This is a genomic window from Candidatus Neomarinimicrobiota bacterium (assembly GCA_016784545.1).
Lineage (GTDB): Bacteria > Fidelibacterota > UBA8477 > UBA8477 > JABMPR01 > JABMPR01.
The window spans coordinates 1-21,230 of record JADHUM010000020.1; the positions used below are offsets into that span (position 1 = coordinate 1).

A 21,230-nucleotide genomic window follows, 5' to 3' on the forward strand; every position below is an offset into this window, starting at 1 on the left:
TCATTACTTGCTTTGATTTTGAAGGAGGGTTTTTTATCTTTGCGCATCTTCACCTCGTAGGTGTGTTATGATTATTTTTTAAGACATTATAATTTAACACGCTTACGAGGTTTTTTATTATTCTAAATCGGAATCAGGGAGGGTGGTGTGTGATAATTATTGCGAAAAAATCAGGGCTGAGTATTTCGTGGTGGGGACATTTTAGCGCTACGGTGAGCCCCATAAAAATCAGCCAGCCAGAAGAGGGTCATGAAGCTGGCATTTATCCCGATTCTAACAGGATTTTCCGCCTGAATATGTTGATGGGTATTAAAAGCAAATCCAGAGACCAGAATAAAGCTGAATAGTCCGTCAACGGGATGCCCGGCATAGGCTCTACCCAGGCCCGGAATTATTGATAAGGAAGTCGCCAGAAGTGGGCTTTTCCCAGGGCTAGGCTCTCTGGCATATTCGAGTGGATCCACCAACCTCCCGTCATATTGAATTTTAGAATGTGGGAGTTGTAAGTGGTAATGACGGGCTGAAGGATTACAGCGAACGATCCTGTCAGTTCCCATGACTGATCCCCGCAAAAATCCTTTCTCCAGAACAGCTTCAACCATAAAATTGGAGCATGACTTCTCGAATTGGCAGTTGAGTGCTGATGATTCATAGCTGAAATGCTGCCAGGCTTGGATGGGCTTTAATAGTGCTCTTTGAGCAAAGCTGAGGCTATCCTGAGCATACAATGAATCCAGGGGTGTCAGCTCCTGTGCGCATACAATTTGTGTAAACAGGATGAGTGAAAGTAGGGCTGATCTCAATCTTATTGCTTAACTGGTAACTGTATTCTGACGAATCTCTATTAAGGCTGAAGTTCAGTGTACAGGCGATTGAAAAAATCGATAAAGAATTGCTGGTCCTGTACTGGACCTGATTCAACAAGACTGGGACCTTCGTAATGTTCTCCCTGAACCGTCAGGCGTACCCGGGTTTGCTGGAGAGGAAGGTCTTCAAGATTAATGGTCATGATGTAGGTATAAGAATCGGCACTCGAAGGGCTGGAATCACTGGAACCAAATATCGAAACGCCAGAATCATGATGGTGGGAGCGGGATCTGTGCGAACGTCGGGGACGGTGGGAGCGTCGATTATCGTTTTCATCATCCTGATCTTCACCTTCATCGTCATTATCAAATGCATCAAACATCCACGCAATAAAAAGACCTACAACGGCCATGGTTCCTGCTATCAAACAGAAAGTCCCAACATCACTCTCGAGGCTCTCTTCAGCAACTGTTTCACGACTTATGGGTGCCAGGAGGTGTTCGGATGTCCTACTGGCAGTCATGAGTCCCAGATCCATGTCCACATTGCCCATGGTGTAGTGCATTTCCTGGAGGACAAGACTTGCGGCTTTGGCCACTTCTTCTGGAGACCCGTTGAAATCCCTGGTCTGAAGTATCTTGGCTTGCTCTGGAGCGAGTTCAACGGGTCTATTAGCGCATCCAGATATTGCTACGGATAAGTAAATAATGAGCAGCCAGCTGGCTCCTCTTGAGTAGCGATTGACAACTGATGTTTCCATAGTTTATTTCCCTTCCACTTCCAAAAGTCAGGATTTGTTCCCCCAGGGGACTTATTTTTCTGCTTTACACCCTTAGCTTACGTCTTAATTTGATATTAGCAAAGAATAATTATTACAAAATATTATGGATTGGTACGCTTATGTATAAAAAAAATGTCGTGTTCATATGTATGCTACTGGTGTTAATAAGTTGTTCGCCGGATAATAAGGGGGTTGCAGTCGAGGAGGAATTTCAAATGCATGATTTTGATAAATTATGGAACTACAATAACCCTGGTGAGACAGAGCAGAAATTCAGGGAGATACTGGACAATACAACTGAGCAGGAGGACCCTGGATATGAACTGGAGTTGCGAACACAAATTGCCCGATCCCTGAGTCTTCAGCAAAAATTTGAAGATGCCCATAAATTATTGGATCAAATTGAATCTGAATTAAAACCTGAATTTCCCATTGCCAAGATTCGCTATTTACTGGAACGGGGGAGGACTCTTAATTCATCTGGAAAGCAGGAAGAATCATTGCCTCTTTTTCTGGAAGCCTGGGAAGCAGGTCTTGATGTAAAAGCTGACTTTTATGCAGTGGATGCAGCCCACATGCTGGGCATTGCAGCGCTGCAGGATCAGCAATTGCTCTGGAATGAAAAGGCAATGGATCTAGCGGAAAAAAGCCTGGATAAAAGAGCACAGGGGTGGTTGGGATCTCTATACAACAATATTGGCTGGACCTACCATGATATGCAGGAATTTGATAAGGCCATGGCCGTTTTCCTGAAGGCCCTCAAATGGCGTGAAGCCCATGAACAGATTATTGAGACCCAGATTGCAAAGTGGTGTGTAGCCAGAACCCATCGTTCATTAGGAAACGTTGATAAGGCCCTGGTAATGCAATATGAGCTTGAAAAAGAAATGTTGGCAGCGGGGCAAGATGAAGATGGTTATGTCTCAGAGGAGATTGCAGAGTGTCTCACCCTTCAGGGTAAACCAGAAGAAGCGGCTCCTTATTTTATGAAAGCCTGGACAATACTGTCGCAGGATATCTGGCTGAAAAAGAATGAGGTGGAGCGTCTGGAGAGATTAAAGACTCTGGGAGAGAAGACATTCTAGTGTCTCAGGATCTCAGCCCTTGATCCTTCTCATAGATAATTACGATTCTTTTACCTATAACCTCTATCAACAGGTATCCGGTTTTGGACAGGAGGTCATTGTTGAAAAGAATGATGGCCTTTCCCTGGATACTATTGCTGCTCTAAAACCAGAGCGGATCATTCTCAGCCCGGGACCCAAAACCCCGGCAGACTCAGGTATCTGTATTCCCCTTATTAAAAGATTCTCTGAAATAGTTCCAATCCTGGGAATCTGTCTGGGGCACCAATGCCTGGCAGTTGCCTATGGGCAATCCGTCATCCCTGCACAACGACTCGTTTATGGAAAAACTACCACCATAACTACAAATGGTTCAAGGATCATGGCTGATCTGGATGCATCCTTTGAGGTCGCGCGGTATCACTCTCTGGTTATAGACGAAGTGCCCAAAGGCTTTTTAGCCACTTCCCATGATGCTACTGGCGACATCATGTCTATTGAACATGAACAATTACCTCTCTTTGGTCTGCAATTTCATCCTGAATCCTTTTTAATGATGAATACAGGAAATCGTATCATCCAAAAATTCCTGGAACTTTGATATGAGCAAGGAACAACTCTGGTTGCAGGTTACCAATACAGGTGACACCTGTTTTAGAACAGATGGTGATGGCACATCCATGTGGCGTGATCTCCTGGCATTTCAACCCGCCTCAAGCTTCATTCTCAACGATATTGAGAACCTTCCAGCTCTTGAGGACTTTCTGGGAATGAATGGAGATAAGCTTTGTGGGGGCTATTTCAGCTATGACCTGGGAATGGCGCTTCAGGGTGTGGTCAGTCAGCACAAGAGACAAGTTCCACTGGCAGTCATCCATGCTTATGATAAATGGGTTGAGTACCAGCAAGGCCAACCTGACTACGTGGGATTCGACCCTTCAGGATTTGAGAATATAGATTCACCCTCAGACTTGTCTTCGCCCATTGAATTCACATCAAGTATTTCAAAATCAAGGTATGCAAATATCATCCATCGAATCCAGGAATACATCCGTGCAGGTGATTTTTATCAGCTCAACTATACCCAACAACTGACTGGGAAGACCGATAACACCATATCATATGCAGCCATGTTAAAAAAGCATCCTGCCGCCTATGCACTGGCCATGGAATTTGGTGGCTTCAAGATTCATTCACTCTCGCCGGAGTTATTTCTACATCATAGGAATGGGATTTTAACGACGGAGCCCATTAAGGGCACCAGACCCCGTGGAACCACCCAACAGGAAGATGATGCCCGACGCCAGGAGTTGATGAGTAGTGAAAAGGAACAGGCTGAATTATTCATGATTACTGATCTCCTCAGGAATGATCTGGGCAAGGTCAGCGAGGTTGGCAGTATTTCGCTTGAAGCAGTCAAGGATATGAGAAAACTCCCCAAAGTCTGGCATACCTATTCCAGAATATCAGGACGGCTTAAGCAAGGTCTTAAACCCGTTGACGCCCTGCTTTCCATGCTGCCTGGTGGATCCATTACAGGTTGCCCCAAAAAACATGCGATGGAAATTATCGATGAATTAGAAGATTCTTCCAGGGGGATATATACGGGATCATTGGGCTATTTTCATCCTGATGGAGAGTTCAGTTTCAATATTGCTATTCGAACCCTGGTTCAGCAGGATTCGAAAATATCCCTGGGCTCAGGCGGGGGAATAACCATTGATTCTATCTGGCTGGAGGAGTGGGAAGAACTCATGGTGAAAGCCTCAACCTTTCTGTAATCTCACATTCCAATATTGAACAATCGCTTTATTCTCCTCCTTGTAACTTGCTTTCAGGGAATGCACCCATAGATTTCATCCATAAAAAATTTGAGGGGATATCATGCATAGATCAACAAAAGCACTCATACTCATCTTGTGCCTCTCCATGGCCGTCGAAGCACAGATGTGGCAACAAAATGATCTGATTTTCAACCCCAGTGGTGTACCCTCCTTACCGTTCTCACAACCACGATTTGCCGATCTTGACAATGATCTGGATCTGGACATGATCCTGGGAAATATCAGTGGTCCCCCTTTGTATTTTGAAAACACAGGGTCCGTTACTTCACCTCAGTTTCAGCCAGGTGCTGATCTCTTCAATTCAGTAGAGGAATTGGATTGTGAAATTGGGGTCTGCATAGATCTGGATGCTGACGATGATCTGGATTTCGTAAGTGGGGGATACAGGGGTTTACAGCTATACGAAAACACAGGTACACCTGAAGTTGCCATATTCGAAAAGGTGGATGGATTTTTCGACGGATTGAGTCTGGCTGCCAATCCCGTTCCGCATTTTGCTGATATGGATAATGATGGTGATATGGTAATTGGGCTTAGTGAATCAGGAGCAGTGGAATACTATCAAAACTATGGTACGCCTGAGGCAGCCATCTTTCTTGGCGGAACCCAGGAATCGTGGTTTGATGTGGGTCTATACGCCTATCCCTGGTTTTCCGATCTGGATGCTGATGGGGATACTGATCTTCTGGTAGGTCGTGATGGCTATGGATTCTATTATTATCAAAACGTAGGAACCAATACCAACTGGACATGGATTCAGACAATTTCTCAGTTCTCTGGACTTGGACAATCAACCTACTGGAATTCACCCTGTCTGGTGGATCTGACCGGTGATGGCAAGCAGGATCTGGTCCACGGTACTGCCTCCGGTCCACTCAGGTATTATCGCAATACAGGAACACTTGCACAGGCTTCATGGTCAGAGGTGACATCACTTTTTGGCGGGGTCATGGATGTGGGTGGTGCCAGCAACCCGATCTTTATTGATTTTGATGATGATGGTGATCTCGATCTACTCAGCGGCAGTCAAATGGGTGACATAAAATATTATGAAAATACAGGAAATGCTTCAGGACCCGCCTGGACGCCTAACCATTCTCGTTTCAGTAGTATTGATCACTCAATTTATTCTGCAGTCGCAGCCGGTGATCTGAATGCTGACGGTGAGGTTGATCTCGTCGTAGGAGATCTTAGCGGCAATCTTTATTACCATAGAAATACAGGGACCAGTTTTGTCTTAGAATCTGCTGAATTTTCCGGAATCAATGTAGGCGGGTGGTCCAGTCCCCGCTTATACGATACAGACCAGGATGGTGATCTGGACTTGTGTGTAGGAAGGGAGGACGGGCAAATTTCATATTATGAAAATTCGGGAACCGTTCTGGATGCTATCTGGACTGAGGACGCAACATTCTTTATTGGTCTGGATATAGGCAGTAATGCCGTCCTCACGCTGGGAGACATCAATCTGGATGGGATTCTGGATATGCTGGTGGGCAAGAGCTTCCGGGCTGTTACGTATTTTAGCTATGAACATGGAACATGGGTTGAATATCCTGATTCATTGTCAGGTTTTTCTTTTGGCCAGAATGCCGCCCCCGCCCTGGCCGATTTGAATGGAGATGGGGATCTTGATCTCGCGGTTGGGAATTATGAGGGAACCTTTAGCTATTTTGAAAACCTGAATGCCGTAAGTGTTGGGGAAGATGTATATCGTCCCAATACTGCCACTTTGCACACAGCCTATCCTAATCCCTTCAACCCTGCTGTTACCATTCGCTACGAGCTCGATGATGTAATGAACATCTCGATCACTATTTACGATTTAAGGGGAACCAGAATTAAAACCTTGTTGGATGAGAGCCAGGCATTTGGTACTCACGAGGTTGAATGGACCGGCCTCAATGGGCAGGGGCTGCAGGTTGAAGCGGGTGTCTATCTTGTGGTTCTCGAAGAAGGTGGGATAAGTCAAACTCAGAAGATTACGTATTTGAAGTAAAAAAAAGAGCCCCGACATATCTGCCGTGGCTCTTTGATTACGAAACCTGTTTGGCTTCGCGAAAACAGGTTTTAGGTGAGATCCATTTCGTCCACAGCAACCTTTACTCCTGAATTCATCTTGCGACGAATATAGGAGAAGACCTCCAGAAGAGGTAGATCCTTGGGACAGACATCGTCACAGGCCATCATACCGATACAGCCAAACACACCAATATCAGTTGAAACCAATTCGAACCATTCCTGTTCTCCACGGGTATCCCTGGGATCAAACATAAAGCGACCAATGCGATTCAATCCAGCTGCGCCCAAAAAATCAGGATAAACCTGTGCCGTAGCACAGGCTGCCACACAGCAACCACACTCGATACAGCGTTCAGATTCATAGATTTTATTGGCGGTGTCATTGTCCATGCGCTCTTCTTCGGCAGTGGGATCAAATTCCTTGGTCGTATGGATCCAGGATTCCAGACGTTTGGCCATATCATGGAACCAGACACCTGTATCTACTGAAAGATCACCGAGGAGTTTAAAGAAGGGCAGGGGATACAATTCAATGGTGTCTGTCAGGTCAGCCGTAAGTGTTCTGCAGGCCAGTGTGGGTCGACCATTGATCATCATGGCACAGGAGCCGCAAATACCAGCTCGGCAGACAAAATCATACATGAGATCTGGTGCTTGTTTCTCTCTGATTCGATGAAGGGCAGTAAACAGATTTAAACGAGGAGTCTCCTCCAGTTCAAAGGTGTCAATATGCGGTTCATCATTCTCTTTGGTGGGATTATATCTGAATATTTTAAATGTCAATGTACGTGCCATTATTTTGCATCCTTATAGGGTGATTCTTCACGCCAGGCTTCCTTTGGAAGGCTAACTCCAATCGGTTCACTTGTATCTTGTTTTCCCAGCGCTTTTTGCTCGGCATCGACTTTGGCGTTGTATGCTTCAAGACTCAAATCCATATCGATCATTTGTCCCCCACCATATCCTCGATCACCAGGAGGCAGATCAAGAGGGCCTACAGGTTCATAATTAAATTCAGGCTCATCTGCACCCACTGGCCAGCTGGCAAGTGTGCGATTCAGCCAGTTTTTGTCATCTCTGGCAGGATAATCTTCACGGGTATGGGCTCCCCTGGATTCAGTGCGCAGCAGGGCTCCCTTGGCAATGATATAGGCCTGTTGTGCCATCCCTTTGATCCGGAGTGCTTGTGATAATGCAGGGTTCATACCAGGGGCACTGGCCTTGACCTTCACATTGTCCACTCGACCTAAAATTTCCTTTAGACCGTTAACTGCTTTTTCAAGGCCCTCACCAGTTCTGAAAATATGAACATGATCTTTAAGCAACTCAGCAATTTCATCTCGGAGGGCATAGACGTCTTCCTCACCAGAGTTGGTTAGCAGATGCTCAATAAGGTCAGTCTGTTCCTTGGCGAATTTCTCTCCCAGAGAGATATTTGCGTTCAATTCAGCCGATTTGGCAAAATTTGCGATTTTTTCACCCACTACCATACCAGCAACCACTGTTTCAGCCAGGGAGTTGCCACCTAGACGGTTAAAACCATGCATATCCCAGCAAGCCACTTCGCCCAAAGCGAATAAGCCTTTCATGCCATAGGCCATACCATCCTTGTTAACACGAATTCCACCCATGGAATAGTGCTGGGTTGGACGTACCGGTATAAGCTCTTTAATAGGGTTGACTCCGATGAAGTACATGCAAATATCGTAGACTTCCCGGAGCTTGGTGGTGAGATGTTCTTCACCAAGATGACGCAAATCCAGCCAGAGGTGTTCACCATACGATGATTGAACGCCTTTACCCTTGAGGATGTGTTGCTTCATCCTGCGAGAGACAACATCGCGTGAGGCTAATTCTTGTTTTTCTGGCTCATATTCAGGCATAAAACGATATTCATCCACATCCAGCAGGAGACCCCCGTCACCACGACAACCCTCAGTGACCAGAATATCTGTTGGCACGATACCAGTTGGATGAAATTGAACAGCTTCCATATTTCCCAGGGGAACCAGACCAGTTTGCAGGGCTATGGCTGATCCCGTACCTTCATTAATGATGGCATTGGTGGATTCACCATAGAGTCTTCCATAGCCGCCTGTGGCAATGACAGTCGCTTTGGCCAGATAGTTTATAATCTCTCCATCCCTGAGTGAGCGAACAACGGCTCCAATACAGGCACCGTCTTCATGGATAAGGCTAAGTGCTTCCATTCTATCGTGGATGGTGATATCCAGCTGAACCGCTAAATTGTCCATGGCATAAAGTACGGTGTGTCCCGTTCCATCAGCCGTATAACAAGTTCTCCACTTGGCTGTACCACCAAAATCGCGGGCAGTGATCAGTCCTTCTTTATCATGATCTTCAACAATAGTCGTTTTTTTGCCTTTGATGTAAACTTCACGGGGACCGCCTTCAACACGATTCCAGGGCACACCAAAATGAGCCATTTCGCGCATGGCTATGGGGGCATTATCAGCAAATATGCGGGCAACTTCCTGATCGGCGCCCCAATCAGAGCCCTTAACAGTATCCAGCCAATGAACAGTTGGGTTGTCACCCTTACCTTTTGCTGAATTTCCCAGCGAGGCTTGCATGCCGCCCTGGGCTGCAGATGAATGACTTCTTCGAGGTGGGACAAGGGAAAGCATGGTTACATCCAAACCAGCCTGCGCGCTGGCAATAGCAGCTCGTTCTCCTGCCAGACCGGCACCGATGACCAGAACATCACTGATTAAGGTTCTCATGAAAACAGTCCTTCCCAGGCGCCGGAAGCAGTAACGATAGTAATCGTCCCCAGCACGATATAAAAAGTAAACAATAGATAGAAAAATGCCTTGGCGTAGTTACGTACAAACCAGGTGTCAGCCAACCACTTTACCAGGAGGCGATAGACCCCGATGGCCATGTGGGCCACTACGGATGCCATCAGTATGGCATATAGAATCCAGAGACCGCTACTCATGCGCGACACCGTAAGATCTGCAGTAAATCCGAGAGGTTGTCCAAGATACCCCATGTCTGAGAACAAATTCCAGGTCACCAATACCAGATGGAAGGAACCGGTGGCCAGTACAATCATCCCAGTACGAACCTGAGTAATCCACAATGAAGTTTCAAAATGAGATCTCAATTTAATATCTGATTTTGGATCCTGCTGCCAACCCTCACGGGATTTTTCCAGCTTCTGACCCAATTCCAGCATGCGTTTTCTATCACGGAGTTTGCCAGGAATTTTCCGGCTGGCCCAGATGAAGTGAACAAAGAAGGCAATGGTTACCAGAACAATAACGGGTTGAGCCATGGGAATGGTGTGTTCCATAAAGTTGGCAACGATATCGTAGATATCTTTCCCAAAAATTATGGAGGACTCTGCAAGCAGGTGGCCCCAGATGAACATGGCCAGAAAGGCTCCAGTGAGACCACTGATGCGCTCATCTCGCAAAGCTTTTTTTGCATTCTTGAAAGCGCTGCTCTTCTGACTGTGTCGAGTTTCAGCTTTCGGGTATAGTTCAGTATCAATATCATTCATGATACCAGCTCCGATCTATGTTTATCCGCCTTCATTCCAACTACTCCGTTGGAACTTCGGCGCGATGTTTCGCCCTAAAACATGGGCAGATAACCGCGGCGAAGCTGGTTGAGCGAAGACGGGTTATGGATTTCTCTCGGGCTTGATCCCGTGTATATCCGTTGTTAATTTTGACTTCCGTTTCAATTGTTGGTTTAACACAGGGTAAATATCAACTCCCCATAACAAATTTCAAGTGTGAAGTATGCACATCATCCCTTCATCAAAAGAATTGATGTGGATTAGTCATGATTGCTCAAAGCAAATATTAAACCATTCCCAGAGAATTGTCTGATATTTTAACTATTCAATTAATTCCTAAGTGCATATTAACTTCCACCAATCTATTTTGTAATCATCTAATTGCTTATCAAATAAAGGAGTCACTATGAAAGATCGTATGATATCTCTGGATGTATTCCGAGGGTTGACTGTTGGGTTGATGATACTGGTCAATAACCCTGGAAGCTGGTCGCACATTTATGGACCACTCCGTCATGCAAAGTGGCATGGCTGGACACCCACAGATCTGGTCTTTCCATTCTTTCTATTTATAGTTGGTGTTGCCATGGCTCTCAGTTTTGGGAAGCGCATGGAGGCCGGTGCAGATGTGGATGCCCTCAAGAAAAAGGTGTGGTCGCGGGGCGCTATTATCATTGGCCTGGGACTCTTCTTGAATGGCTTCCCCTTTAATGTCCCCCTCAATGCCCAAATGGCTGCGGATTTCGAGTTCATGGATATTTTTCGTCGCTTCCTGACACTGCGATACTGGGGTGTATTACAGAGGATCGGTTTGAGTTATCTCATTGGTGGATTGATCATCCTCTACTTCCCAAAAACCATGAACAGAGTCCTTGCTGTAGGTGCTTTGATTTTTATTTATGAGTTTTTTATGCGAGTTCCTCTGGTAGATGGATGGGGAGCCGGTAGTTTTGAGTTGGCCGATAATTTTATTCGCTATATGGATATGCTTCTTTTTGGTGAAGCTCACTTGTATGGCGGCACGGGTGTCCCCTTTGATCCTGAAGGTTTCTTGTCCACCCTGCCTGCGGTTGCCACGCTTATGAGTGGTTTCTGGCTGGGTGAATATTTGCGCAAGCCCATTGATCACCAGGAAAAGCTCAGCACTTTAAGTGTTATCGGGATCATGTTATTCTTTGCAGGTTCCCTCCTCGGTCTGATTGAGCCCATCAACAAACAACTCTGGACCGTTTCCTATGTCATCACCATGGATGGTCTGGCCATCATGATGATCGTTATTTCATCCTATCTCATTGATGTCAAGAAGTTGGTTTCCTGGACCAAACCTGCCATTGTTTTTGGAAGTAATGCTCTGGTTGTTTTCGTGGGCTCTGGAATTATTGGTCGCTTGATGTATATGCTGAAAACCACCAGTGCATCAGGTGAAATTATCTCGATTAAAACGGCACTCTATTCAGGTTTTTATGTGCCGCTGGCAGGGGAGCTCAATGGTTCTCTGCTTTTTGCCCTGACCAATATTGCCTTCTGGCTGGCCATATTGTGGTATCTGTATAGTAAAAAGATTTTTGTAAAAATCTAATTTACTTAAAATTTTTCCAGGAAGATGGGAACAAGTGTGGAGCAGCTAAATTAGTATTGAAATTCAAAATTGAGCATCCAGACCTCATGATCCTCATAGCTGATCATGGTGGCAAAACGATCTGAGACAGCAATCAGTCTTAAGCCAAATTGCCATTGAAAAGCATCACCAAATCGGTTTTTGTAGTTGTCATCTTGAATTAAATCGAATTGATTGATGATGCTGATGGCATCTCCCATGTTCCTGGGAAAGGGATACCATATTGACGCCAGTGAAAATTTCCGTTTATCCCAGTAAGCCGAGATATGTGTATTGAATTGTGGAATGCCTACACCACCAACCACGAGGAATGACTTTCCCTGATCATCAGATTGCTGCCAGAGTTCTAGCTTATGATCATCCAAACCAATAAACTCACTGGGTCGCTTCAAATTAAAAGCGGCATCGTCATCCCAGGCAGAAACATAAGAGGTGTATCCCAGGGCTAATTGCACGGGGTAGAGGTCCCCCTGAGATGGGAGCACTTCCAATCGGACTGAGATATCGGCTTGATTGGCCATAGAAGCTGTACCCCAGGTGTTGGCTTCAGCTGTGATAAGCCAGAGTGAAGCTCCCAGACTTAGCTGGCGAATATGATTTTTGTCAAAATCCCATCGACCACTTGCCTGAAACCAGGTGTTGGGTGTCTTGGCGGAGGGAACATCTACCAGGATATGATGTGGTTTTAATTTGAGAAAGGCGGCATGACGGTTTTTAATCAGATCTACTCTGTCATGCTCCTGTCGTAGTCTGGTTTCATCCATTTTCAAGATGTGATCAAGTGAATCAATGACGGCCTGTTTTCTGGCAAGTACCAGACTGTCCATTGTGATTTTATGTCGTAGTGAATCTGCGCGCAGGGCTTCCGTCGCCTGATGTTCCAGTTCCTGTTGCCGAATATTCGCTTTCAGGGATATTTGAATCTCCTGTGTCACGAGGTGATGATAGGAGGACTTTCCGTAACGAATAAGGCTATAAAAGGTTGAATCGGTGGATACGTAGCGGTCAGAAATTTTAATGCTGCGAAGGTTCATATTGGTGGAGACCAGCGACTCATAGCTGTAGTTCTCTTCCAGTCGATCTTTGTTTTCCTCAATTTGTTGTGTCGCAATACTCTGTACACTGACCTCAACATGTTGGGCAAAACTCAGGCGGGCATCATTATCTGCAGCTTCCTGGGATTCACTTGATTTACCAATGCCATAATAGAGGGTATCAGATGTGAGTTCACCAGTCTTGACCCACTGGGGGACACCGCCGGGTGGAGAAAGAATGTCATCGATGACCGTTGTACCAATTATTTCCTCGATATCGAAAGGTCGACCATGCACAGCCCGGTCAAATTTTGTTGTGTCAGGATTAGGATTACCCCACGCTGTGATGCATGCACTTATGAGGAGTAATATTGTAAAGCTTTTTGAGATAAACGCCTCCGCTGTATGGCATGTATTCTAGTATTTTCCAGTGTTTAAGACAAGGTTTGAATCTGATCTAAGGAGGAGGAGACGTCCAATTTTGCGCTCGGTCACTCTCACTCTTAAAATGGATTTAGACTAGTCACCTCGAGCGGAGTCGAGTGGTGGGATGTTAAGCAGGGTCAGGAAAGGACAGAAGGGCTGAACCACGTCGACCTTTTAGGGTTATTAGGTAGGATCTCTCAACTCCGCTCGAGATGACAGACTTAGAGAGACTCCGATCTGGACGATCTGTGTTTGAATTATGATCTATTCTTCATTGTGTCAGGGGGGTACTTATGTTATGATTGCATCGCTGTGCCGAATAAGCGGTTCAAGTCCAAACAGAAAGGATGCCCGTTGTGTCAAAAGGGGTAACAAAACAGAGCGAAGATTTCTCAAAATGGTATACCGATGTAGTCAGACAAGCCAAGCTGGCAGATTATGGTCCTGTTAAAGGAACCATGGTCATCCGACCGTATGGATACGCGATCTGGGAAAACTTTCAAGGCATCCTGAATCAAATGTTTAAGGACACGGGTCATGTGAATGCCTATTTCCCCATGTTTATTCCTGAGCATTTTCTCAAGAAGGAAGCCGAGCATGTGGAAGGTTTTGCTCCTGAAGTGGCAGTGGTTACCCATGCCGGGGGAAAAGAATTGGAAGAACCATTGGTGGTTCGTCCGACTTCCGAGACCATTATCTGGCATATGTATAAGAAATGGATATCATCCTATCGTGATCTGCCTTTGTTGATCAATCAATGGGCCAATGTGGTACGCTGGGAAATGCGGACACGTTTGTTTCTAAGGACGACAGAATTCTTGTGGCAGGAAGGACATACTGCACATGCTACGGCAGAAGAAGCACAAGATGAAACCCTGAAGATGCTGGAGGTCTATAGAAGTTTTGCTGAAGACTACATGGCCATGCCTGTGATTACTGGTAAAAAATCTGAATCTGAAAAATTTGCTGGAGCGGTGAGTACCTACTCAATTGAAGCCATGATGCGGGATACCAAGGCCTTGCAATCAGGTACCAGCCACAATCTGGGTCAGAATTTTGCCAAGGCTTTTGAAGTCACCTTCCAAAATAAAGACAATAAGGAAGAGCTTGTTTATGCCACAAGCTGGGGCGTGAGCACACGATTGGTGGGTGGATTGATAATGGCTCATGGCGATGATAAAGGGTTAATACTACCACCCAAAGTGGCACCTTACCAAGTTGTGATTATTCCCATCTTTCGGAAAGATACAAAAGACCTTGTCATGGATAAGGTCCATGAGATCGTGGCTGATTTGAAGGTGGCTGAAGTTCGTGTCCATGTGGATGATGACGAGAAAAGTTCCCCCGGTTTCAAGTTCAACGAGTGGGAAATGTGTGGTGTGCCCATGCGGGTGGAGATTGGTCCCAAGGATATTGAAAAGGGACATGCTGTCGTGGTGATCAGACATTCTGGCGAGAAGCATTTTATTCAGCTCTCTGAGCTTGTGCAATTTCTTGCTGATCAGCAGGATATTGTTCAAGCTGAACTGTTCCAGCGCGCTCTGGATTTTCGTGAAGCCAATACTCACACTGTTGATAATTGGGAAGATTTCAAAGAAACACTGGAAACCAAGGGTGGTTTTATCAAAGCCTACTGGAATGGATCTGCTGAAGTTGAGGAGAAAATCAAGAACGAGACCAAAGCTACTATCCGCTGTATTCCCTTTGATCAACCTGATGCTTCAGGAAAGTGTGTTTACACCGGTGAGGAGAGCTCGCAGCAGGTCATTTTTGCCAAAGCTTATTGATATCCAGAAACCAGTTTTCAGCGTAGCCAAACTGGTTTCAATTGGCAATATCAAAGCACTTAAACCTGTTTGACTCGTTCCACTCGCTGAAAACTGGTTTAGAAAGAAATACTATCGATGCATCTTTCCTTCAATCCCAAATAGATCAAAAGGTGGTCTACTATAGAAATCATTGAATAGTACGATTGTCAATATGATGAAAACGATGAACCCCAATAGTATCAACCATTGGTTCCTGGAAATCTTCTGGATTTCTTGTCTGTCTTTCAGTTCGCATACTTCGCCAGGACAGTATTGCGCCTTCTCCTTATAAATCCAGGGGTAGACCTTACAGCCCAGGCAAATACCGAATGCTGATTCAAAAAACAGGAAGATGAGACAAATAAAACAGATGAGACCTGTAATCGGACTGTATGAGTTCACCAGGACAATCAAAACAAACATGACCAGCGCCATAAAGATCCCGATGTACCAGGCAAATTTCTTCTGCTGGGCACCCACATATTCGGGAGTCTGATTTCTGACGATCCACCGACCCAAAATGAGGGTGGGGGAGTACTTGGGATTGATAAAAACACGAATCAACATGTCTGCCAGGAAAAAAGTAACTGCATATTTCAGGGGGGTAAAGTTCCCGGCACCAGCAGCAGCTTGAATTGAAAACAGCATGACCAGGAAAAGTATCCCGGCAGTTGCCCTGATCTCTCGTTCGTTTAAAACGGGAATGTTGTACCCTTCAACGTCCTCACCAAATTTTACAATTTTACTCATATACTTCCTTATGATTTTCGATTTGTATGTTCGTCTACGATGGTTTTTCTGCTATTCGTGGCGCAGGGATTCGATGGGATCCAGTCTGGCGGCTTTGTAGGCAGGATAGATTCCAAATACGATCCCAATAAATGAACAGACACCCAATCCAATAAACACCCAATCTATGGGAATGACAGGTGCCACATTTTTCATTACCAGGGTTACCATGTTTCCTACTCCGACTCCCAATAGGACACCGATGACACCACCGATAAGTGAAAGGAAGACAGCCTCAAGCAAGAACTGAAAGAGAATGTTATTTCTAGTGGCTCCTATGGCTTTGCGAACACCGATTTCCTTGATTCGTTCACTTACTGAAACCAGCATGATATTCATGATACCAATTCCAGCCACTACCAGTGCGATGACACTTACTGCTCCGGCAAACATCTTAATTCCTGCTGTAAAGGAGCCAAATGTATCAATGAGGGCATCATTTGAAGTTACCTCAAAATCATTCTCGTCCTCAGGACCTAGACCACGGACAATCCGCATTTGATCAATGACTTCTTCTTTTGTCAAATTAAAACTTTCTCCATCGGGTGCCTTGATGGATATCCCCAGGGATGTCCAGCGACTGCCATAATACTGGAGGTAGGTTGTAATGGGGACAATCACAAAGTTATCCTGGCTTTGGCCAAACATCTCACCCTTGCGCTGTAAAGTGCCAATGACATCAAATCCAATCCCGTTAATATTAATCATCTGGTTTATGGGGTCTTGAAAGGGAAAGAGTTTTTGAATGACATCAGTGCCCAGAATGACGACCCGACGACTGTACTCAACATCCTCCGGAATAAAGTTACGGCCATAATCAAGCTTGTGATTCAGAGCCTCTAAACCGAATTCGTCAACTCCCTGAACACCAACATTGGGGTTGGTTGCTTCTTTTTTAAAGCGAATGGTCTTGCCACCCGTTCCATCCTGGGCACTGACAAATTCAGCACCAAGCATACGCTCTCTTAATTCCAGAGCCATATCATAGGTGATATTGGGTCTGCGCCAATATTTTCGTCTGCTGTTATGATCTCCCATCTGAATCACAGGAGATTTTTGGACAAAGATCACATCTGAACCAAATACGTTCAGGCCAGTGTTAATGGATGATTCCAGGGTACGGATGGCCGTCATCACTGCGATAATGGCAAAGACGCCAATAACGATTCCCAGGAGAGTGAGTATGGAACGAAGCAGGTTATCACGAATAGCTTCCAGAGCCATGAAAAAGGCATCATTTAGTGTTTTAAGAGTGGTTCGTACGTACATGTTAAATTCTCAACTTATTCATGGGGAGTAGGAATGAAAAATTGATTAAAGTACCTGCCTACGCCTATCAGCTTCGGCAAGGCAGGCAAGGAACACCGATTAACGATTTTTGAATTAGTGTTTAGCATTGCTACTCTTATTCATATCTCAATGCTTCAATAGGATCCAGTTTTGCCCCTTTTCGGGCCGGCGCCAGACCAGCAAATAAGCCTACAGCCGCACTAAGGGCAATGGCCATAAATGCTACGCCAAATGACATGGTGGCAGGGAATAAAAATTTACTAATAGCCATGCTGATCAGTGTGGAGATGATGAGTCCCACCAACCCACCAGAAGCTGTGATGACCATGGCCTCAATAAGAAATTGTCCTTGAATTTGGCTGCGTGTTGCGCCAAGTGCTTTCCGCACCCCAATTTCTCGGGTGCGTTCTTTAACCGATACGAACATGATGTTGGCAATTCCAATTCCACCCACCAGGAGAGAGAGGGCTGTAATGATCATACCAGTGCCTCCGATGGCCAGTTTGATACCCTGGTACGATTGGCGGAAGGCATTTTGCTGATTGATGGCAAAATTATCTTTTTCCTCTGGTTTAAGACCACGCAATACCCGGACAACACCTCGCAGTTCTTCTTTGGCTTCTTCTACGAGGTGTTCCGGGACCTTAACTGTGATACTCCTGCGCCCCCAGGGACCATGAAAAATTTTATTAAATGTGGCGAGGGGAATGATAACCTGGGTATCATTTGAAAATGCTCCCATAAATTTTCCCATTTCAGCAAGTACGCCAATGACTCTGAAACGCTTTGAGCCGGCAAAGATCATTTTGTCCACAGGATTTCCTTGCGGGAATAAAGTTTTCGCTACCTCAGACCCCAGGAGCACAACTTGGGCACCGGTTCGATCTTCAGATTCAGTAAAAAAGCGGCCGAATTCTACATCAACCGTTGATACCTCGGGGTAATTTGAAGTTACGCCATGGATATAGATGTTTTCTGCTGATAGTTCTTTATAGCTCAGGTTGGCAGAACGACCACGCTCAGCAGCCACAACCAGGGCATATTGGGAGCGTTCCTTGATCTCATCAGCCATATCAAGTTCGATACGAGGACGATTCCGAAGTGTCCACCAATCCTCATCTCCAAACCACGGCCATTTCTCAACATAAAGATTCCCTCGTCCCAGGAATTTCATGCTTTCTTCAAAAAGCCCATCAACCCCATTGATCAATGTGGACATAAGGGATACGGCGATGATACCAATGACGATACCGGTTCCAGTGAGAATGGAACGTGTCTTGTGACCCCACAATTCAGCGAGGGCAATGCGTAAGTTTTCCCAGAAGAAACTCTTCATCTTACTTTCTCATTTCTCGGAGGTTCACATCCTCGTCATACAGAGTGGAGTCGAGGGATAGGTTATTATGATGACTTTCATTTTGGCATTCAGCTAATAAATGCAGTATTTCCCACCTCTCTTCAATCAACGCTCTCTTTTTTCTGTGGCTCCAATTCTTTATCTGTTTTTCGAGAACAATGGCGTCCTGGATATGCATTAAGTTCGTATTCCACAGCAATTTTATGGGTCGTCTGGAATGTGTATATCCAGGGAAATTTCCTTCATGATGTTGAGCCAGGCGATTTTCTAGATTGCTGGTTACACCTGTGTATAATGATCCGTCAGCACATTCCAAGATATAAAATTGACCGGTTTTCATGGAGTAATTATCCCTCGACTCCGCTCGGGATGACAAACAATAAATCTTTGCAATTCAAGTACCACATGGAATTATCGTTTTGCCCGGTTAGTAGCTTCATCTACGGCAATTTTTCCATCAAGGAGTCTGATCACTCGGGAGGCATGAGCAGCAATATGCTCCTCATGGGTAACCAGAATAATGGTGTTACCCTGCTTGTGAAGTTCATCAAAAAGGACCATGATTTCTTCACCTGTTTTTGAATCAAGATTACCAGTAGGTTCATCGGCCAGAATAATTGCTGGATTATTGACCAGGGCTCTTGCCACTGCCACACGTTGTCTTTGACCACCGGATAATTCATTGGGTTTATGATCGACACGATCACCAAGATTCACCCGTGTCAGGGCACCAATCGCCATTTCTTTGCGATCAGCAGCCTTGATCTCTCCATTATATATCAGGGGTAGTTCGACATTACGCAGGCTGGTGGATTTTGGGAGCAGATTAAAGGTTTGAAATACAAACCCAATTTTCTTGTTTCGAATATGTGCCAATGCATCATCATCCATGGTGGCCACATCAATACCATCCATAAAGAACTCCCCTGAAGTAGGGGTGTCCAGACAACCCAGAAGATTCATCAGGGTCGATTTCCCCGAACCTGAGGGACCCATGATGGAGACGTATTCGTTTTGTTCGATGGAAAGGGATACGCCGTCGAGGGCACGCACTTCAGAATTTCCCATCTGGTATATTTTATAGAGATCTTTGACTTGGATTAGTAACATAATTAATTCCGTGTTATTACAAATATTTGCTTCAAAAGTCAGTATTCTTCAGTTCGTCATCCCGAGCGGAGTCGAGGGAATAGTTCTTACTATGACTCGGGTTTTTACACTCAGACAATAATTTAAGCGTATCCCAACTTTCATTTATAAGTGCTTTTTTCTTTTCCCTGCCCCAGTTTTTAATCTGCCGCTCTAGAAGTATGGCATCTTGGATATCCATTAAATCAGTATTCCAGAGTAATTTAACAGGTCTCCTTGAATGGGTATAACCGAAGAAATTGCCCTCATTATGTTGAGCTAATCGATTCTCAAGATTGCTGGTTATGCCAGTATACAGTGTCATGTCAGAACATTCCAATATGTAGACTTGTCCCAATTTCATTTTTCAATATCCCTCGACTCCGTTCGGGATGACGTGAAAACGGTATGTGTAGCGATAATATTATGATGCGATGCTCTTGACGTGTATTCTAGTCATCGCTATCAATCTTTATTATCGTCAGCATTGAATTTTTTACGCTTGGTAATCTTTACCCGGTCTCCATCATTCAGACCACGGCTGATTTCTTTATATGGACCTGTGACAATTTCATCATCCAGTTCCAATCCAGATAGGATTTCAAAATCACGCTCGCCAATAATCCCAGTGACTACCTCTCGTTGAATCACTTCTTTGCCCTTACCCTTTTCACTGTCTACCAGGACAAAGACCACTTCCACGGGTTCAAGGTCTTGATCTTCCATATTCTTACTACTGTCAGCTCTTGAAAGTTCTTTACTTTGCTTTTCCTTGAGTTGACGTGGTTTTCTCATGGTGATGCTTTGAATGGGAACGAACAGGACATCATTCCGAACATCTGAACGGATATCAACAGCCGCTGACATACCAGGGCGAATTTGTGGGGGTGGATCTAAAAGGCGAATTTGTACTTTGAAATTGGTCACCTGATCGAGACTACCACCACCAGTATTCTGGGCACTATGGGCAATCTCTGTAACAATACCCTGAAACATGGTATCCTGAAGCGCATCAATTTCAATTTCAGTGGTATCGCCTAGAGAGACATCGACCACATCATTTTCATTTACATCGACCAGAACTTCCATCTCATTCAGGTCAGCAATAATCATGATGATATCCCGACTGAAAGCGGAACCCAGGGCCATTTCTCCAACTTCCTTGTTGACCAGAGTCACAGTCCCTGACATGGGAGCAAACATCATGGTCTTATTATAGTTGTCCTGTGATTGGGCCAGTGCAGCCTCGGCTTGCTTTTTAGCTGACAAGCTCTGCTGATATCGTACCAGAGCTCCCTGGTAGATAAGTTCACTCACTAACTTCTTCTGGAATAGTTCGAATTGCTGGTTTTTTTCCAGTTGGGCCAGGGAGAGTGAAGCTTCCGAGGATGCCAGGACCTGTTCAGCTCGATCAACATCTGCATTGTAGCGTGTCGCATCGAGTTGGGCCAGGAATTGTCCCTTCTCTACCCAGTCACCTTCCTTGACAGCCATGCGAATGACCCGACCGGCAACATCTGCACTCACATCGACTTCAACGACAGGTTGGATTCTTCCTGAGGCAGCAACTTTATGGACGACCTGTCCACGCTCAACCTTTGCTGATTGGACTTCCTTGGTATTACCCTGATCTTTCTTTACAGCGAAAAATCCACCAATTCCTACAACAATGACAATCAGGACAATGATTATTATTTTCTTTTTGGACATAT

Annotated in this window: 19 protein-coding genes; 6 read left to right on the forward strand and 13 right to left on the reverse strand. The window is 45.2% G+C overall.

Features of this window, described 5'->3' with window-relative positions; translation table 11 throughout:
• Nucleotides 1-170 precede the first annotated feature (170 nt).
• Together ISR87_06100 and ISR87_06105 are read right to left on the reverse strand one after the other, a co-directional pair.
• Nucleotides 171-803: a membrane protein insertion efficiency factor YidD gene (locus ISR87_06100; protein MBL7025012.1), complete on the reverse strand. Its 633-nt coding sequence runs from the start codon at nucleotides 801-803 to the stop codon at nucleotides 171-173.
• A 41-nt stretch (nucleotides 804-844) separates the two neighbouring features.
• Complete coding sequence (locus ISR87_06105) at nucleotides 845-1,567, reverse strand: hypothetical protein (GenBank protein ID MBL7025013.1); 723 nt, start codon at nucleotides 1,565-1,567, stop codon at nucleotides 845-847.
• A 236-nt stretch (nucleotides 1,568-1,803) separates the two neighbouring features.
• On the opposite strand from ISR87_06105, the gene ISR87_06110 reads away from it, so the two are divergent.
• The 4 genes from ISR87_06110 to ISR87_06125 all read left to right on the forward strand — a co-directional run bounded on the left by ISR87_06110 (nucleotide 1,804) and on the right by ISR87_06125 (nucleotide 6,495).
• Nucleotides 1,804-2,673: a tetratricopeptide repeat protein gene (locus tag ISR87_06110; GenBank protein ID MBL7025014.1), complete on the forward strand. Its 870-nt coding sequence runs from the start codon at nucleotides 1,804-1,806 to the stop codon at nucleotides 2,671-2,673.
• A 19-nt stretch (nucleotides 2,674-2,692) separates the two neighbouring features.
• On the forward strand, nucleotides 2,693-3,253 hold the full coding sequence (locus ISR87_06115; protein MBL7025015.1) for an aminodeoxychorismate/anthranilate synthase component II: 561 nt from the start codon (nucleotides 2,693-2,695) through the stop codon (nucleotides 3,251-3,253).
• 1 nt (nucleotide 3,254) lies between these two features.
• On the forward strand, nucleotides 3,255-4,433 hold the full coding sequence (locus ISR87_06120) for an anthranilate synthase component I family protein (GenBank protein ID MBL7025016.1): 1,179 nt from the start codon (nucleotides 3,255-3,257) through the stop codon (nucleotides 4,431-4,433).
• Nucleotides 4,434-4,536: 103 nt separating this feature from the next.
• Nucleotides 4,537-6,495, forward strand: a complete 1,959-nt coding sequence (locus ISR87_06125) for a T9SS type A sorting domain-containing protein (GenBank protein MBL7025017.1) — start codon at nucleotides 4,537-4,539, stop codon at nucleotides 6,493-6,495.
• Between the two features lie 71 nt (nucleotides 6,496-6,566).
• Here ISR87_06125 and ISR87_06130 read toward each other — a convergent pair whose 3' ends face one another.
• Genes ISR87_06130 through ISR87_06140 form a run of 3 tightly spaced genes read right to left on the reverse strand, consistent with a single transcriptional unit; the run spans nucleotide 6,567 to nucleotide 10,047 of the window.
• Nucleotides 6,567-7,313, reverse strand: a complete 747-nt coding sequence (locus ISR87_06130) for a fumarate reductase iron-sulfur subunit (protein MBL7025018.1) — start codon at nucleotides 7,311-7,313, stop codon at nucleotides 6,567-6,569.
• Nucleotides 7,313-9,262, reverse strand: coding sequence for a fumarate reductase flavoprotein subunit (locus tag ISR87_06135; protein ID MBL7025019.1), 1,950 nt, complete (start codon nucleotides 9,260-9,262; stop codon nucleotides 7,313-7,315). The genes ISR87_06130 and ISR87_06135 overlap by 1 nt, the downstream gene beginning before the upstream one ends.
• Nucleotides 9,259-10,047, reverse strand: coding sequence for a hypothetical protein (locus tag ISR87_06140; GenBank protein ID MBL7025020.1), 789 nt, complete (start codon nucleotides 10,045-10,047; stop codon nucleotides 9,259-9,261). Before ISR87_06140 ends, ISR87_06135 begins: the two co-directional genes overlap by 4 nt.
• A 427-nt stretch (nucleotides 10,048-10,474) precedes the next feature.
• Between ISR87_06140 and ISR87_06145 the strand changes: the two genes are divergently transcribed.
• On the forward strand, nucleotides 10,475-11,647 hold the full coding sequence (locus ISR87_06145) for a DUF5009 domain-containing protein (protein MBL7025021.1): 1,173 nt from the start codon (nucleotides 10,475-10,477) through the stop codon (nucleotides 11,645-11,647).
• A gap of 50 nt (nucleotides 11,648-11,697) precedes the next feature.
• Here ISR87_06145 and ISR87_06150 read toward each other — a convergent pair whose 3' ends face one another.
• Nucleotides 11,698-13,017, reverse strand: a complete 1,320-nt coding sequence (locus tag ISR87_06150; protein ID MBL7025022.1) for an LPP20 family lipoprotein — start codon at nucleotides 13,015-13,017, stop codon at nucleotides 11,698-11,700.
• Between the two features lie 485 nt (nucleotides 13,018-13,502).
• Here ISR87_06150 and ISR87_06155 point away from each other — a divergent pair, with 485 nt between their 5' ends.
• Nucleotides 13,503-14,933 carry a proline--tRNA ligase gene (locus tag ISR87_06155; GenBank protein ID MBL7025023.1) on the forward strand — a complete coding sequence of 477 codons (1,431 nt, stop codon included), beginning with the start codon at nucleotides 13,503-13,505 and terminating at the stop codon, nucleotides 14,931-14,933.
• A 111-nt stretch (nucleotides 14,934-15,044) separates the two neighbouring features.
• Here ISR87_06155 and ISR87_06160 read toward each other — a convergent pair whose 3' ends face one another.
• The 7 genes from ISR87_06160 to ISR87_06190 form a co-directional block, all read right to left on the reverse strand.
• Nucleotides 15,045-15,704 carry a DUF4395 domain-containing protein gene (locus ISR87_06160; GenBank protein MBL7025024.1) on the reverse strand — a complete coding sequence of 220 codons (660 nt, stop codon included), beginning with the start codon at nucleotides 15,702-15,704 and terminating at the stop codon, nucleotides 15,045-15,047.
• A 51-nt stretch (nucleotides 15,705-15,755) separates the two neighbouring features.
• The gene (locus ISR87_06165; GenBank protein MBL7025025.1) at nucleotides 15,756-17,012 is read right to left on the reverse strand and encodes an ABC transporter permease; all 1,257 of its coding nucleotides are present in this window, start codon (nucleotides 17,010-17,012) and stop codon (nucleotides 15,756-15,758) included.
• 136 nt (nucleotides 17,013-17,148) lie between these two features.
• On the reverse strand, nucleotides 17,149-18,369 hold the full coding sequence (locus tag ISR87_06170) for an ABC transporter permease (GenBank protein MBL7025026.1): 1,221 nt from the start codon (nucleotides 18,367-18,369) through the stop codon (nucleotides 17,149-17,151).
• 1 nt (nucleotide 18,370) lies between these two features.
• Entirely contained in the window at nucleotides 18,371-18,730 is a 360-nt protein-coding gene (locus ISR87_06175; protein ID MBL7025027.1) for a GIY-YIG nuclease family protein, read from the reverse strand.
• Between the two features lie 71 nt (nucleotides 18,731-18,801).
• On the reverse strand, nucleotides 18,802-19,500 hold the full coding sequence (locus ISR87_06180) for an ABC transporter ATP-binding protein (protein MBL7025028.1): 699 nt from the start codon (nucleotides 19,498-19,500) through the stop codon (nucleotides 18,802-18,804).
• A gap of 31 nt (nucleotides 19,501-19,531) precedes the next feature.
• Nucleotides 19,532-19,882, reverse strand: coding sequence for a GIY-YIG nuclease family protein (locus ISR87_06185; GenBank protein MBL7025029.1), 351 nt, complete (start codon nucleotides 19,880-19,882; stop codon nucleotides 19,532-19,534).
• A 101-nt stretch (nucleotides 19,883-19,983) separates the two neighbouring features.
• The gene (locus ISR87_06190) at nucleotides 19,984-21,228 is read right to left on the reverse strand and encodes an efflux RND transporter periplasmic adaptor subunit (protein ID MBL7025030.1); all 1,245 of its coding nucleotides are present in this window, start codon (nucleotides 21,226-21,228) and stop codon (nucleotides 19,984-19,986) included.
• Between the last annotated feature and the right edge of the window lie 2 nt (nucleotides 21,229-21,230).